Origin of the sequence: Yersinia aldovae 670-83, assembly GCF_000834395.1 — a bacterium.
Lineage (GTDB): Bacteria > Pseudomonadota > Gammaproteobacteria > Enterobacterales > Enterobacteriaceae > Yersinia > Yersinia aldovae.
In genome coordinates this window covers 1,104,178-1,118,427 of record NZ_CP009781.1, presented here as the reverse complement: position 1 = coordinate 1,118,427, position 14,250 = coordinate 1,104,178, and the positions used below count along the sequence as shown (strand labels likewise).

Below are 14,250 nucleotides of genomic sequence, written 5' to 3'. Positions count from 1 at the left end.
TCCGGAGGCGAAATGAAAACGCTACTAATAATAGACAGTTCGCTCGGGCAGGCCAGAGGCCACCTCGCGACACTGATGCTGGGTGCTGCGGCGGCAAAAGCGGGACTGAGCTGGGTTGAGAATGCAGCCGATGCAGAGCTGGTGATTGTCGCCGGGCAATCCGCCCCTGCCGACAGTGCGTTGAACGGTAAGAATCTTTATATCGGTGATGTGGAAAAAGCGGTGCGTGACCCTGAAGGCTTCCTCGCTCAGGCGATAGCACAGGCTAAACCTTATCAGGCGGCGGTTCCGGCTGCGACGGTAACACCGGCGGCCGGCCCGAAACGTATTGTGGCGATTACTGCGTGTCCGACAGGTGTGGCTCATACCTTTATGGCGGCTGAAGCCATTGAAAGTGAAGCGAAAAAACGTGGGTGGTGGGTAAAAGTTGAAACGCGCGGTTCCGTTGGCGCGGGCAATGCTATCACGCCAGAAGAAGTGGCTGCGGCAGATTTAGTGATTGTGGCGGCTGATATTGAAGTGGATTTGGACAAATTCGCTGGCAAGCCGATGTATCGTACTACTACCGGCCTGGCGCTGAAGAAGACCGTACAAGAGCTGGATAAAGCACTGGTGGAAGCTGAAGTTTATCAGCCAAAAACGGGCAGCAGCACCGGCACGAAAAAAACTGAAACCAGTGGCCCTTATCGTCACCTGTTGACCGGTGTGTCTTACATGTTGCCAATGGTGGTTGCCGGTGGTTTGTGTATTGCGCTTTCTTTTGTGTTCGGGATTAAAGCATTTGAAGTCAAAGGCACACTGGCTGCTGCCTTGATGCAAATTGGTGGCGGTTCTGCCTTCGCCCTAATGGTGCCGGTGTTGGCCGGTTTTATCGCCTTCTCCATCGCTGACCGTCCGGGCCTGACGCCGGGTTTGATTGGCGGTATGTTAGCGGTGAGTACCGGTGCGGGCTTCCTTGGTGGGATTATCGCCGGTTTCCTGGCCGGTTATGTCGCCAAAGCGATCAGCACCAAGCTGCGTTTGCCGCAGAGTATGGAAGCACTCAAGCCGATACTGATTATCCCGCTGGTGGCCAGCTTAATTGTCGGTTTAGTGATGATTTATGTGGTCGGTACACCGGTGGCGCAAATCATGACTGGCCTGACTAACTGGCTGCAATCAATGGGTACTGCCAATGCGGTACTGCTGGGTGCCATCCTCGGTGCGATGATGTGTACTGATATGGGCGGGCCGGTGAACAAAGCGGCTTACGCTTTTGGGGTGGCGCTGTTGAGTTCGTCAGTTTATGCCCCGATGGCGGCTATTATGGCGGCGGGGATGGTTCCACCGCTGGCAATGGGCCTGGCAACCCTGTTGGCGCGTCATAAGTTCGGCAAAGGCGAGCAGGAAGGGGGCAAAGCGGCGCTGGTTCTGGGCTTGTGCTTTATTACTGAAGGGGCGATTCCATTTGCTGCCCGTGACCCAATGCGTGTCTTGCCGTGCTGTATCGCCGGTGGTGCATTAACCGGTGCTCTGTCGATGGCCTTTGGCGCGCAACTGATGGCACCACACGGTGGGCTGTTTGTGCTGTTAATCCCAGGGGCAATTCATCCGGTGCTGTTGTATCTGGTGGCAATTATTGCCGGTACTGTTCTGGCCGGTGGCCTGTACGCGATGCTGAAACGTCCTGATGCAGTCGTGGCTAAAGCCGCGTAATAAGAGTGAATCAGATAGCGCAGTGAATAAGAAAAACCGGCCTCTAAGTGCCGGTTTTTTTATGCTTATTCGGCTTGCGACTTCAGCCAGGCTATCTCTTCGGCCCAGATATCTGGATTGACTGTTTCCAGAATCAGCGGAATATTATCGAAACGCGGATCGCGCATAATATAACTGAACACGGTTTTGCCGATATTCCCTTCACCGAGACTGTGGTGGCGGTCGACACGGCTGTTGAATTCACTTTTGGCATCATTAAGATGCATACCACGCAAATACTGGAAACCGACGATATCACCGAGCTGCTTGAAGGTATGCTCACAATCCTCTTCAGTGCGCAAATCATAACCAGCGGCGAAAGCATGGCAGGTATCAATGCAGACACCGACGCGGCTTTTATCTTCCACGCCCGCAATGATAGCGGCCAGATGTTCAAACTTAAAACCGAGGTTGCTGCCTTGGCCGGCAGTATTTTCAATGACAGCGGTCACTCCCTCACTGGCATCCAGCGCGATATTGATCGATTCTGCGATGCGTGCCAGACACTTCTCTTCATCAATTTGCAGTAAATGACTGCCGGGATGGAAATTCAGTAACGATAGCCCCAGTTGCTGGCAACGGGTTATCTCATCAAGAAAGGCTTCGCGGGATTTCTCCAGCGCGTCAGTAACCGGATGGCCGAGGTTAATCAGATAACTATCGTGTGGCAGGATCTGGGCGGAGGTATAACCATATTGTTCACAAGCTTGCTTAAACTTTTCGATCACGTCTTGCGCCAATGGCGCGGCGCGCCATTGGCGTTGATTCTTGGTAAACAGGGCAAAGGCAGTGGCCTCAAGTTCGTGCGCCCGAATCACAGCCTGATCAACTCCACCTGCTGCGCTGACATGTGCACCGACAAATTTCATTCCATTCTCCTTTGATATCCCGGCCATTATGGCACCGATAGCGGCATGATTGAATGGGATAAACTGTGGGAAAAGAAAAGGGCCGCCGAGGCAGCCCTTGAATGATATGTTTATGCAGTTATCTTTTAACCAGCGATATGCTGCACTAATAAGTTGATACCGGTTCCGCCAACCAGCAACCAGATGAACAGGAGCAGTGCCAGTAACAGTGGTTTTACCCCCGCCTGGCGGATAGAACCGATGTGGGTGGTTAACCCCAGCGCCGCCATTGCCATTGCTAACAAAATAGTATCCAGCATAATCAGGTGGCTGACCCATGCGGCCGGCAGTAGATTTAGTGAGTTAAAACCGGCCATCAGAATAAATATCACCGCAAACCACGGAATAGTGATGGCACTTTTCTCATGTTTTTGACCGCTGGTTTTCATGCTGCGGCGGCCCAGATACGCGGAAAGCAACAGCAAGAACGGTGCCAGCATCATGACTCTGATCATTTTGGTGATAACGGCGGCATTCTCGGCGTCAGGGCCAATGGTATGCCCGGCCGCAACTACCTGCGCCACTTCATGAATAGTGGAACCGGCGAAAATACCGAAGGTTTCTTCACTAAATGGCAACCACTGGTAATGCAGGTTGAGCTGATACAGCCACGGATAAACAAAAATCGCCAATGTCCCGAAAATCACCACTGTTGCGACGGCGACGGCCACTTTGCTGGCATCGGCTTTCAGCACCGGTTCGGTGGCCATAATAGCAGCGGCTCCACAAATACTGCTACCAGCACCGATTAACATCACCGTTTGCTGGTCGAGGCCAAACACCCGTTTGCCCAGCCAGCACGCCAGCATAAAGGTAGAACCGAGTGTCAATACGTCGATAATCATCCCGGTGGCTCCCACATCCGCCACTTGCTGGAAGGTCAGGCGGAAACCGTACAAAATGATCCCCAAACGCAACAAATGCTGTTTAGCCAATACCACACCATCGGAACAGGCTGGTTTTACCCACGGATACAGGGTGTTACCAACGACAATACCGAAGATGATCGCCAGCGTCAGTGCTCCCAACCCCATATCGATAAACCACGGCATGTCACCCACTTTGAGCGCTAACCCGGTTATCACGCCAGCTAACGCCAGGCCCGGAATATAGCGGGTCAGAGTAAACTGCTGTGGGCGGGGCAGTTCTTTTGTATGATAAGTCGCCATGTGATGTGTTCCTGTGTCCGGTAAAGATTAGGTCCAGTTTAACGGCATTTAATCTAATAGATAAATTCATTATATATTTATAATTAATCGATATAAGTGGTAATTGGATTCACTGATGGATGCCTTATTACGTCTTAATTTCCCATACCAATAACCTCCCGATTTTGTTCAAAGGTGTTAGTCTTATGTCAGTAAAGCTATACATTTCGTTCGTCAGTCACTGTATTCACTACTAATAAGTCAGCTCATTCCTTCGCTAACTGACGAACAGAGTGATGATAGCGTCCTCCATTTTTTACTATAGAGACCGTTATGCACATAACCTTGCGTCAACTTGAAGTCTTTACTGAGGTACTGAAAAGTGGCTCTACGACCCAAGCCTCGGTTGTGCTTGCGCTTTCACAATCGGCAGTCAGCGCTGCGTTGGCAGATTTGGAAGGGCAATTGGGGGTGCAACTCTTTGATAGAGTCGGTAAGCGCCTGGTCACTAATGAACATGGGCGGCTGCTGTACCCCAAAGCGCTGGCGCTCCTTGAGCAGACCATTGAGATAGAACAACTTTTTCAACAGGATTTGGGTGCGCTGCGCATTGCGGCCAGTAGCACGATTGGCAATTACATGCTGCCGGGTATGATTGCCAAATACCGACGTGATTTCCCCGGCACGCCACTGGAGCTGAATATCGGCAACAGTCAGGATGTAATTGAAGCCGTTGCCGATTTTCGTGGCGACCTGGGCTTGATTGAAGGGCCATGCCATATGCCCGAATTAGTCACCCAAGCCTGGCTGCGTGATGAATTGGTGGTGTTTGCCGCCCCTGATAGTGCTTTGTGCCATAAAGCGCTAACGCTGACAGACCTGGCGGATGCGGACTGGATTCTGCGTGAGCGTGGTTCCGGTACCCGCGAAGTGTTAGATCACCTGCTGCTGACACAACTGCCGCATTTCAAACTGGTGATGGAATTGGGTAACTCTGAGGCCATTAAACGGGCGGTGCGCTATGGGATGGGCATCAGTTGCTTGTCGCGCAGAGTCATTGCCGATCAACTTGCCAGCGGTGAATTGATTGAGTTGCAAATCCCCATGCCGCCGCTTACCCGCACGCTATATCTGATTCATCACCGACAAAAGCACATCTCCAATGCGTTGCAGCGTTTTCTCAGTTATTGTCAGGAAGAGGTCTAAGCGGTGTCAGCAAAAGCGTATTAGGCTTGAGGATGTTCCTGTTTTTGGTGTTTTATACCCGCGTTGTGCGCTATGGCGGGAAGAATCTCTAGCCTCCCTGCGCTTTGACTGATCATAGGGCGTTTTTGCTAATAATTACGTCGGGATCATGAAGGTATCTTATATCAGCGCATTGTTACTATCCGGGACGGTGGGATTTGTTACAATCCCGCCTTATTTTTTTAAGGGTGGATTAGGGTAAGAATGACTCAGCAGAATACTAAAATCCCAGTGCAGCAGGGCGCACAGCGTTTGCGCCGTGAGCTTAAGTCGCGGCATTTAGCCATGATTGCCATCGGTGGCTCTATTGGTACCGGTTTGTTTGTCGCCTCCGGTGCGACGGTATCACAAGCAGGCCCGGGGGGCGCATTGCTCTCCTATGCATTGATTGGCCTGATGGTCTACTTCCTGATGACCAGCCTCGGTGAGCTGGCGGCCTTTATGCCGGTATCCGGTTCATTTTCAACCTACGGTTCCAAATATGTTGAGGAAGGCTTCGGCTTCGCCCTCGGCTGGAACTACTGGTACAACTGGGCAGTAACCATTGCCGTTGACCTGGTCGCCGCACAACTGGTAATGAATTACTGGTTCCCGGATGCCCCCGGCTGGATCTGGAGCGCGCTATTCCTCGCCCTGATGTTCTTGCTGAACTACATTTCAGTAAAAGGTTTTGGTGAAGCGGAATATTGGTTCTCACTGATCAAAGTGACTACGGTGATTATCTTTATCATTGTGGGTGTGATGATGATAAGCGGTATCATGAAAGGCGGTGAAACCGCAGGTTGGCACAACTGGACTATCGGTGATGCGCCGTTCGCGGGGGGCTTCTCCGCCATGATAGGCGTGGCGATGATTGTCGGCTTCTCTTTCCAGGGCACCGAGCTTATTGGTATTGCTGCCGGGGAATCAAAAGATCCGGGCAAAAATATTCCGCGCGCGGTGCGCAAGGTCTTCTGGCGTATTCTGCTGTTCTATATCTTCGCCATTCTGATTATCAGCCTGATTATTCCGTATACCGACCCAAGTCTGTTACGCAATGACGTTAAGGATATCAGTGTTAGCCCGTTCACGCTGGTGTTCCAGAATGCCGGTCTGTTATCTGCGGCGGCAGTGATGAATGCGGTTATTCTGACCGCAGTATTGTCAGCGGGTAACTCAGGCATGTATGCCTCCACGCGGATGCTGTTTACTTTGGCGTCCGAAGGTAAAGCGCCACGTATTTTCGCTAAGTTGTCGAAGGGGGGCGTACCGCGTAATGCATTGTATGCGACCACCGTGGTGGCGGGTTTGTGTTTCCTCAGTTCAATGTTCGGTAACCAAACTGTCTATCTGTGGTTGCTGAACACCTCCGGTATGACCGGCTTTATCGCCTGGTTGGGGATTGCCATCAGCCATTACCGCTTCCGCCGTGGCTATATGATGCAGGGCCGTGATCTGAATGATTTACCTTATCAGTCTGGTTTCTTCCCTGTGGGGCCGATTTTTGCCTTTGTATTGTGTTTGATCATTACCTTGGGGCAGAACTATCAGGCTTTCCTGCAAGACAGGATTGATTGGTATGGTGTGACGGCAACTTATATTGGTATTCCATTGTTCCTGATCATTTGGTTCGGCTTCAAGTTGACTCGTGGCACTAAGGTTATCAAATATAAAGATATGGAATTCCCAAAATGGCGTGATGACAGTGAAGATGGCCTGGAACCGAAAAAGTCGGTACAGATTCCTGACTAAAGTGATGTCGTAGCCAACGTAACCTTATAGTGATAGAAGGGCGATAATGCTATCGCCCTTTTTTACGTCATCGGGTTGGTGTTTTTTTGAGCAGTCATGCGCGAATAATTTCGCTAAATCTTGTTCATTATTGATCTGAGAATGGGGCGGATTTAGCCCTACTGTTTAAATAATATTATAAAATAAGCTTTTACATAGATTTACATCCAATCACTTATAGCAATCTTATTGATAAGTATTATCATTTGCTTTATTGTTAGCACCATCTTATATAGAAAGATAAGGGGTTTGGTGTGCAACTTGTGTTACGGACAATTAAGTTACGGGCAATGGTGTCAGGGAAAATGGCGAAATGGCTAAGTATTAGCGCGTTATTCGTCAGCACCTTGATGGCGGGGTTTAGTGCTTCGGCGGTGACGGTCACTGATATGGCTGGCCGTTCAGTAGAGATTCCGGCAAAAGTTGATCGAATTTTACTGGGAGAAGGGCGTTTATTTTATGCTGTTTCCTTACTCGAAGGTAAAAAGCCATTTGACCGCATTGTTGGCTGGCAGGGTGATTTTCGCAAGCTGGATACGCAAACCTACGCAATCTATCAAGCTAAGTTCCCGCAGATTGATAATATCCCACTGATTGGTAACACGACTGCCGACAGTATTAGCCCGGAAAAGGTTTTGACGCTAAACCCGGATATTGCCATCTTCGGTTTATCAGGTCATGGCCCCGGTAAAAATAGCGAGTTGGTCAATCAACTTGAAAAAGCGGGTGTCCCGGTAGTGTTCGTCGATTTTCGTACCTCGCCACTAAAAAATACCCTGCCAAGTATGCGCGTGCTGGGTAAAGTGCTGCATCGTGAGCAGCAAGCTGAAAACTACATCAAGTTCTATCAGGAGCAGGTTCGTCAGGTTACTGATATTACAAGTAAAATCCCGAAAAATAACCAGCCGAGTGTCTTTATTGAATTACGCGCTGGGTCATCGGAAGAGTGCTGCGGTAGCGCTGGAAAAGGCAATATGGGCGATTTTATCGATCAGGCCGGTGGCAATAATATTGCTAAAAACCTACTGCCGGGGGCGTTAGGCACCGTCAATCTGGAAAAGGTACTGGCAGCGAATCCCGATATCTATATTGCCAGCGGCGGCAAAGCGCCTGACAGCAAGGCTCCCGGAGTGGCATTGGGCGCGCAAGTTACACCAGAACAGGCGCAAGCCTCACTGCAAAAAATTCTCAATCGTAAAGGGATCAATACCCTCAGTGCGGTCAAAGATGGCCGTAGCTATGCGATTTGGCATAATTATTACAATTCGCCATATAACCTGTTAGCTATTCAAAGCTTTGCCAAATGGTTCTATCCAGAACAATTTGCATCTCTTGACCCCAAGAAAACGATGGATGATTTGTATGCGCAATTCCTTGCGGTGGAACCCAGTGGCACTTATTGGATTGAAGCCGGGAAATAGTGATTTTTAAACCGCAATCATGAGCCGTCGTAAGCGATGAACAGGTATCAGGTAACAAAGAAATGAGCATAACCACTGAACCTATGACCAACACCCCGCAGCCAATGGACGCGAGTGTCATGGGGCGTTATAAAAATATCGTGCGCCACCGCCTGTTAATTCTAGGGGTATTGGTTCTGGCAATCTTTGGCTGCTTGCTGCTGGATTTCACTATGGGGCCTTCCGGTTTAACGTTATCGTCGCTGTGGCAGACGTTAATTGATCCGGTCAGCGCAGATGCCGGAACCCGGGTTATCGTTTGGGATATTCGTTTACCCTATGCGCTGATGGCCGTGGTAATTGGTTTATCACTCGGGCTGGCTGGGGCAGAGATGCAGACCATCTTGAATAATCCATTGGCCAGTCCGTTTACACTTGGTGTCTCTTCTGCGGCGGCCTTTGGCGCGGCATTGGCGATTGTGTCAGGGATAGGTATTCCGGGGGTGCCAGACCAATGGTTTATCTCGGTTAATGCGTTCATTTTTGCTTTGTTTGCCGCATTGATGCTGGACGGTATCACTCGCTGGACGCGGGTTGCCACCTCTGGCGTGGTGCTGTTCGGTATTGCTTTGGTGTTTACCTTTAATGCGCTGGTTTCCATGATGCAATTCATCGCCAGTGAAGACACGTTACAAGGCTTGGTGTTCTGGACGATGGGCAGTCTGGCGCGAGCATCCTGGACCAAGCTGGGCATCATGTTGGCCATCTTTGCGCTGATGTTACCCTTGTCGATGATGAGTTCGTGGAAGCTGACCGCGCTGCGTCTTGGTGAAGATCGTGCGATAAGTTTTGGTATCGATGTGCGCCGTTTGCGCCTCGGCACATTACTGCGCATCAGTATGTTATCGGCGCTGGCAGTTGCATTTGTCGGGCCTATTGGTTTTATCGGGCTGGTCGCACCTCATATTGCTCGCATGATTTTTGGCGAAGACCACCGTTTCTACCTGCCAGCCAGTGCGCTGATTGGCGCGTTGGTGCTATCTATGGCCTCGATTGCCTCAAAAAACCTGATTCCCGGTATCATTATCCCGGTCGGGATCGTCACCTCGCTGGTGGGAGTGCCATTCTTCCTGAGCATTATTTTGCGCCATCGGGGGAATGTATGATTCCAGGCTTACGTATTGAAAATTTTAATGCAGGCTACCCAAAACACCCGGTGATTCAGAATTTACAAGTGCCGTTGCTGCCTCGTGGCAAAATCACGGTGCTACTTGGGCCCAATGGCAGCGGCAAATCAACATTGTTGCGCTCGCTGGCGGGGTTAAACCGCGCGCAAGGGCAATTGTGGTTGGATGATCGTGATCTGATGTTGATGCCATTTGCTCAGCGGGCAGAAAAAGTGGTGTATTTGCCACAATCACTTCCTGCTGGTGTACATCTGCATGTGCTGGAGTCGATAATTGTGGCACAGCGTGCGTCGGGTGGGCGTAGTAATGCCAGCAGTGAAGCGGAAGTAATGGCGTTGTTGGAACAATTGGGCATTGCGCATCTGGCGCTGCGTTATCTGGACCAGCTCTCTGGCGGGCAGAAGCAACTGGTAGGGTTAGCGCAGTCTTTGATCCGCCAGCCGTCACTGTTACTGCTGGACGAACCCCTCAGTGCGCTGGATCTGAATTATCAGTTTCACGTAATGGATTTGGTGCGTCAGGAAACCCGCAAACGCAACATTATTACGGTGGTGGTGGTTCACGATATCAATATTGCGCTACGGCATGGCGACCATGTGTTGATGTTGCAAAATGGCGCGTTGATTGCCAACGGTTTGCCGGAAGAGGTGATTACGCCGCATAGTCTGGCCAAAGTCTATGGTGTCAAAGGGCGTATTGAGCACTGCTCACAAGGGACACCTCAAGTTTTAATTGATGGGCTGGTTACAGAACCGTCGATCTGAATTTTTTAAATGCCTTATTTTACTGTGTGTCATATCAGCGATGTAACGTAAGGCATATATTTTTAGAAGTAGCAGGTTTTATAAAATAATAATAAAGCAGGATGCGCCGAAGGCGATATTTCTGCTGTAGTGAGCTATTGCCAATATTTATAAATAATAATTTTTCACCTACCCGACAGGCGGTATTGCTGCAAGCAAAAATCGGCTGCACAAAGGGTTATGAATAAATTTACACCTCATGGAGAACGTGTAATGGTTAAGGTTAATCAGGTATTTAGGAAAACAAACTCAGCGACTTGGGTCATCGCTGCAATTATCTCATCTCAGGCTTATGCCGCTGACACCAATATTACTGAAACAAAAAAAACCACGTCAACCGATACTATGGTTGTCACCGCATCGGGCTTCCAGCAGCGAATTCAAGATTCCGCCGCCTCTATTTCCGTGGTGACTCGCGAGCAAATCGAGAATAAAGCCTATACCGATATTACTGACGCGCTAAAAGATGTGCCCGGCGTAGTGGTTACCGGCGGTGGTAGCCACAGCGATATCAGTATTCGCGGTATGTCAGCGAAATATACCTTGATTCTGGTGGATGGCAAACGGATTGATACCCGTGGCACTCGCCCGAACAGCGATGGCTCCGGCATTGAACAGGGCTGGCTGCCACCGCTTGCCGCCATAGAACGCATCGAAGTGGTGCGTGGCCCGATGTCCTCGTTATATGGCTCGGATGCCATGGGCGGCGTAATTAACGTTATTACCCGCAAAGTGGGCAAAATGTGGCATGGAACCGTGCGTGCGGATGCGACTTTGCAGGAAGATTCAAATTCCGGCGATATATTCCAGACCAATGCTTACGCTTCCGGTCCATTAATTGATGGTTTATTGGGATTAAAAGTCAGCGGTCTGCTTTCTCATCGTAGCGAAGACAAAATTGTCGATGGTTATAATGAACAGCGTCTGAGAAATGGTGCGGCAACCTTTACTCTGACACCGGATGATAAAAACGAATTTGATTTCGATATTGGCCATTATGTGCAAGATAGAAATTCAACAGCCGGGCGTTCAGTGGCACCAAACCGTACTGGCAGTGATGTGCAATATGATCGTAATAATTATGCGATAACCCACCACGGTTATTATGATTTTGGTAATTCAACCAGTTATGTTCAGCGCGACGAAACCCGCAATCCCTCGCGTGAAATGAAAAGTGTCGACAATATTTTCAATACGCAAACTTCTTTCCTGCTGGATAACCATACCCTCAGTTTGGGTGGACAATATCGTTATGAAGAGCTGAATGACCAAGGTAATCAGTTAGCCTCAGCCAGTGACCTCACCAAGCTGACGCGCTGGAGTTGGGCGCTATTTGCTGAAGACGAATGGCAGATGACTAACGATTTCGCCCTGACCGGCGGCATCCGTATGGATCAAGATGAAAACTACGGTACGCACTGGACGCCACGGCTATACGGTGTTTGGCATTTAGCGGAGCAATGGACGTTAAAAGGTGGGGTATCCGGTGGTTATCGTTCACCTGATTTGCGTCAGGCCACGGAAAACTGGGGGCAAATCACCGGTGGGGGAAGAGGTGACCCGGCCATCATTATCGGTAATGCCAACCTGAAACCAGAAAGAAGTCTCAGCGAAGAGATCGGTATCCTTTGGGATGACCAGGAAGGGCTGAATGCCGGAATGACGCTGTTTAATACTGATTTCAAAGATAAAATTACTGAAGTACGTCGTTGTACTGATACCACCGGTAATGCCTCCGGCCAATGTATGATTAATGGCACCTCTTACCGATTTATCAGTGATCGTACTAATGTCGATAAAGCCATTACCCGTGGTGTCGAGGCGACCTTTGGCTGGGAAATCAATAAAGACTGGTCACTGACCTCCAACTATACCTTTACTGAATCTGAACAGAAGAGCGGGCAGTTTGCCGGCCAGCCACTGAATCAGATGCCTAAGCACATGATAAATGGCACAGTAAACTGGCAGGCAAGTGAAGAGCTGGCTACCTGGATACGCGCCAACTATCGCGGTAAAACCTCGGAGTACCTCAGTCGCACCAGTATGGGCGCGAGTACACCGTCTTATACTTTTGTCGATTTAGGTGCGAACTATCAACTGACGAAAGAAGTTCGCTTGATGGGAGGGGTATATAACGTGTTAGATAAACGTGTGGATATCGACGTTAACGACAAAGTTCTGGATGGGCGTCGTTATATGGTCGGTGCCAGCTACGATTTCTAATCCCCTTCGTCCTTGAAGTCACAGGGGTGTTAGCTGCACTCACTTACCCGAATCACTTACTTGAGTAAGTTCATCGGGATGTGCTCACTTGCTGCCTACCTGTGACTCCAATGACCTTGGGAATAGGGTTTGTACTTGAAGCTTCAGGGGTTAGCTGCGTTTGCTCACCCCTGTTTAATTAACTCAATCCAATATCAATGACTTTCTGGAATGCCACTCTTTGGCTCAAATTGTGATACCAGCGTTGTAAGTGTGGCAGGTGTGGGCGTTCTATTGGCAGGTTAAACCAGGCATAGGCCAGGCACCCTGGCGGAATATCGCCAATACCAAATTTATCGCCGGAAAGATAAGCCTGGCTGGCTAACGCCTCATCCGCAATGGTCATTAAGCGATTTAACTGCACAATGCCCTGCGCGATTTTTGTTTTATCCTGCTGCTCTGACGGGGTTCGTACCAAGCCAATAAACACTGTTTTAAATGGCTCTGTGACACTTGATGTCACCCAATCCATCCACTTTTCAGCACCTGCACGTTGCTGTATATCTGCCTGATAAAGCGTGTTTTGGCCATATTGTGCCGCCAGATAACGCACGATAGTGTTGGATTCCCACAAAATAAAATCGTCATCTTGCAGACAGGGGATCAGGCCGTTTGGATTTAAGGCGCGATAATGCGGTTCATTTAACTGCCCGTATTGACCGCCAGCATCAATTCGCTGATAAGCCATTTCCAGCTCTTCCAGACACCAAAGCACTTTTTTGACATTAGTCGAATTATTACGACCCCAAACAGTCAACATGTAAGCCTCTCTATTTATTAGGAGTTAGGGCTAGCTATTTTTTGCCAATGATAGATGTCCCAGTCATGCAAAATAGCTAAATCCACTAATTCAGTGCCGGGGTTGATCACCACCGCGTGATCAACGTATTCCAGTAAAGGTTTATCATTGATGGAATCACTGTAACCGTAGGTGTGCTGAAAGGCTAACTGAGGCGAGGCGGATAGCCACTGTTTCAGTCGCTCAACTTTGCCTTCCCGGTAGGTCAGCGTGCCATAGATCTGGCCGGTATAACGGTTATCTTTTACGGTGACACCGATAGATAACGCAGTATTGGCAGCCAAATGCCTGGCAATCGGGGTGACCAGATGCTCGCCTGAGGCTGAAATGATCACAATATAATCACCGCGCTTACGGTGCCAGGCCAGTTGCTTTCTGGCTTGCGGATAGATTCGCGGCAGAATATCACGCTCGATAAAGCGCTCAACCCACGCCGCGACTTCTGTCGTGTCTCTCCCCGCCAGAGGCGATAGTGTCGACTCCATATAGCAAGACATTGACAGTTGTCCGCGATAATACTGCTTCATTAAACGCTGTTCTTGTTCTGCCAGCTCGATCGGGGCATACCCTTCATCAACCAGCCAACGCATCCATAAACCCGAGCAATCGTCGCTGATCAGCGTTTCATCTAAATCAAATAGGGCCAAATCCATTAAGACCCTCCTGGTAAGCCAGACGACTAAGGTAAAACTGCGTTATGCATTTGCCGAACATAGTACATTCCCCGACAGAATAAAGGGCATCAATCATTAACCTAATACTTTCAGATCAAACATGAAAGGGGTTCAGATTAGCCACGAAATAAGACAGAGTGATGATGGTTGTATTTATTATCACTGATAATGATTGGTTTGCGGTGGTTGTCAATGATGAAAGAAATAACATAGAACGGATTGATATTGGTGACGGGTGCTCTTTGGGTGTTAATTATTTATATCGTTTGGATATAGATTGTTAAGTATCTGCTCGATAACGCGCTTAACAACCCACGCTG

Annotated in this window: 11 protein-coding genes; 7 read left to right on the top strand and 4 right to left on the bottom strand. The window is 49.4% G+C overall.

The features are described from left to right. The first annotated feature begins 12 nt into the window (after positions 1-12). The gene (fruA, locus tag AT01_RS05170; RefSeq protein WP_042546345.1) at positions 13-1,695 is read left to right on the top strand and encodes a PTS fructose transporter subunit IIBC; all 1,683 of its coding nucleotides are present in this window, start codon (positions 13-15) and stop codon (positions 1,693-1,695) included. Between the two features lie 65 nt (positions 1,696-1,760). Here the strand turns inward: fruA and nfo are convergent, their stop codons facing one another. Both nfo and AT01_RS05160 read right to left on the bottom strand, forming a co-directional pair. Further along, a complete protein-coding gene (gene nfo / locus AT01_RS05165; protein ID WP_042546344.1) occupies positions 1,761-2,603 on the bottom strand; it encodes a deoxyribonuclease IV in 843 nt (280 codons plus the stop codon). A 125-nt stretch (positions 2,604-2,728) separates the two neighbouring features. Next, entirely contained in the window at positions 2,729-3,811 is a 1,083-nt protein-coding gene (locus tag AT01_RS05160) for a YeiH family protein (RefSeq protein ID WP_042546343.1), read from the bottom strand. 312 nt (positions 3,812-4,123) lie between these two features. On the opposite strand from AT01_RS05160, the gene yieE reads away from it, so the two are divergent. The 6 genes from yieE (at position 4,124) to AT01_RS05130 (ending at position 12,418) form a co-directional block, all read left to right on the top strand. Next, the gene (gene yieE / locus AT01_RS05155; RefSeq protein WP_042546342.1) at positions 4,124-4,996 is read left to right on the top strand and encodes a DNA-binding transcriptional regulator YeiE; all 873 of its coding nucleotides are present in this window, start codon (positions 4,124-4,126) and stop codon (positions 4,994-4,996) included. Positions 4,997-5,239: 243 nt separating this feature from the next. Further along, positions 5,240-6,766: an amino acid permease gene (locus AT01_RS05150; RefSeq protein WP_042546341.1), complete on the top strand. Its 1,527-nt coding sequence runs from the start codon at positions 5,240-5,242 to the stop codon at positions 6,764-6,766. A 329-nt stretch (positions 6,767-7,095) separates the two neighbouring features. Beyond that, complete coding sequence (locus AT01_RS05145; RefSeq protein ID WP_052489993.1) at positions 7,096-8,226, top strand: ABC transporter substrate-binding protein; 1,131 nt, start codon at positions 7,096-7,098, stop codon at positions 8,224-8,226. 62 nt (positions 8,227-8,288) lie between these two features. Beyond that, on the top strand, positions 8,289-9,371 hold the full coding sequence (locus tag AT01_RS05140; protein ID WP_042546340.1) for a FecCD family ABC transporter permease: 1,083 nt from the start codon (positions 8,289-8,291) through the stop codon (positions 9,369-9,371). Further along, on the top strand, positions 9,368-10,156 hold the full coding sequence (locus AT01_RS05135) for an ABC transporter ATP-binding protein (protein ID WP_042546339.1): 789 nt from the start codon (positions 9,368-9,370) through the stop codon (positions 10,154-10,156). Before AT01_RS05140 ends, AT01_RS05135 begins: the two co-directional genes overlap by 4 nt. Positions 10,157-10,408: 252 nt before the next feature. Beyond that, complete coding sequence (locus AT01_RS05130; RefSeq protein WP_042546338.1) at positions 10,409-12,418, top strand: ligand-gated channel protein; 2,010 nt, start codon at positions 10,409-10,411, stop codon at positions 12,416-12,418. 178 nt (positions 12,419-12,596) lie between these two features. Here the strand turns inward: AT01_RS05130 and AT01_RS05125 are convergent, their stop codons facing one another. Both AT01_RS05125 and AT01_RS05120 read right to left on the bottom strand, forming a co-directional pair. Next, positions 12,597-13,217 (bottom strand): glutathione S-transferase, encoded by a 621-nt coding sequence (locus AT01_RS05125; protein ID WP_042546337.1) that lies wholly within the window; start codon positions 13,215-13,217, stop codon positions 12,597-12,599. 17 nt (positions 13,218-13,234) lie between these two features. Further along, the gene (locus AT01_RS05120; RefSeq protein ID WP_042546336.1) at positions 13,235-13,909 is read right to left on the bottom strand and encodes an HAD family hydrolase; all 675 of its coding nucleotides are present in this window, start codon (positions 13,907-13,909) and stop codon (positions 13,235-13,237) included. Between the last annotated feature and the right edge of the window lie 341 nt (positions 13,910-14,250).

What these genes read in the sequence shown, in the direction of transcription:
- fruA (WP_042546345.1), top strand. Translation starts at nt 13, where the DNA reads ATGAAAACGCTACTAATAATAGACAGTTCGCTCGGGCAGGCCAGAGGC.
- AT01_RS05145 (WP_052489993.1), top strand. Translation starts at nt 7,096, where the DNA reads ATGGTGTCAGGGAAAATGGCGAAATGGCTAAGTATTAGCGCGTTATTC.
- AT01_RS05160 (WP_042546343.1), bottom strand. Translation starts at nt 3,811, where the DNA reads ATGGCGACTTATCATACAAAAGAACTGCCCCGCCCACAGCAGTTTACT.
- AT01_RS05125 (WP_042546337.1), bottom strand. Translation starts at nt 13,217, where the DNA reads ATGTTGACTGTTTGGGGTCGTAATAATTCGACTAATGTCAAAAAAGTG.
- yieE (WP_042546342.1), top strand. Translation starts at nt 4,124, where the DNA reads ATGCACATAACCTTGCGTCAACTTGAAGTCTTTACTGAGGTACTGAAA.
- AT01_RS05135 (WP_042546339.1), top strand. Translation starts at nt 9,368, where the DNA reads ATGATTCCAGGCTTACGTATTGAAAATTTTAATGCAGGCTACCCAAAA.
- AT01_RS05150 (WP_042546341.1), top strand. Translation starts at nt 5,240, where the DNA reads ATGACTCAGCAGAATACTAAAATCCCAGTGCAGCAGGGCGCACAGCGT.
- AT01_RS05140 (WP_042546340.1), top strand. Translation starts at nt 8,289, where the DNA reads ATGAGCATAACCACTGAACCTATGACCAACACCCCGCAGCCAATGGAC.
- AT01_RS05120 (WP_042546336.1), bottom strand. Translation starts at nt 13,909, where the DNA reads ATGGATTTGGCCCTATTTGATTTAGATGAAACGCTGATCAGCGACGAT.
- AT01_RS05130 (WP_042546338.1), top strand. Translation starts at nt 10,409, where the DNA reads ATGGTTAAGGTTAATCAGGTATTTAGGAAAACAAACTCAGCGACTTGG.
- nfo (WP_042546344.1), bottom strand. Translation starts at nt 2,603, where the DNA reads ATGAAATTTGTCGGTGCACATGTCAGCGCAGCAGGTGGAGTTGATCAG.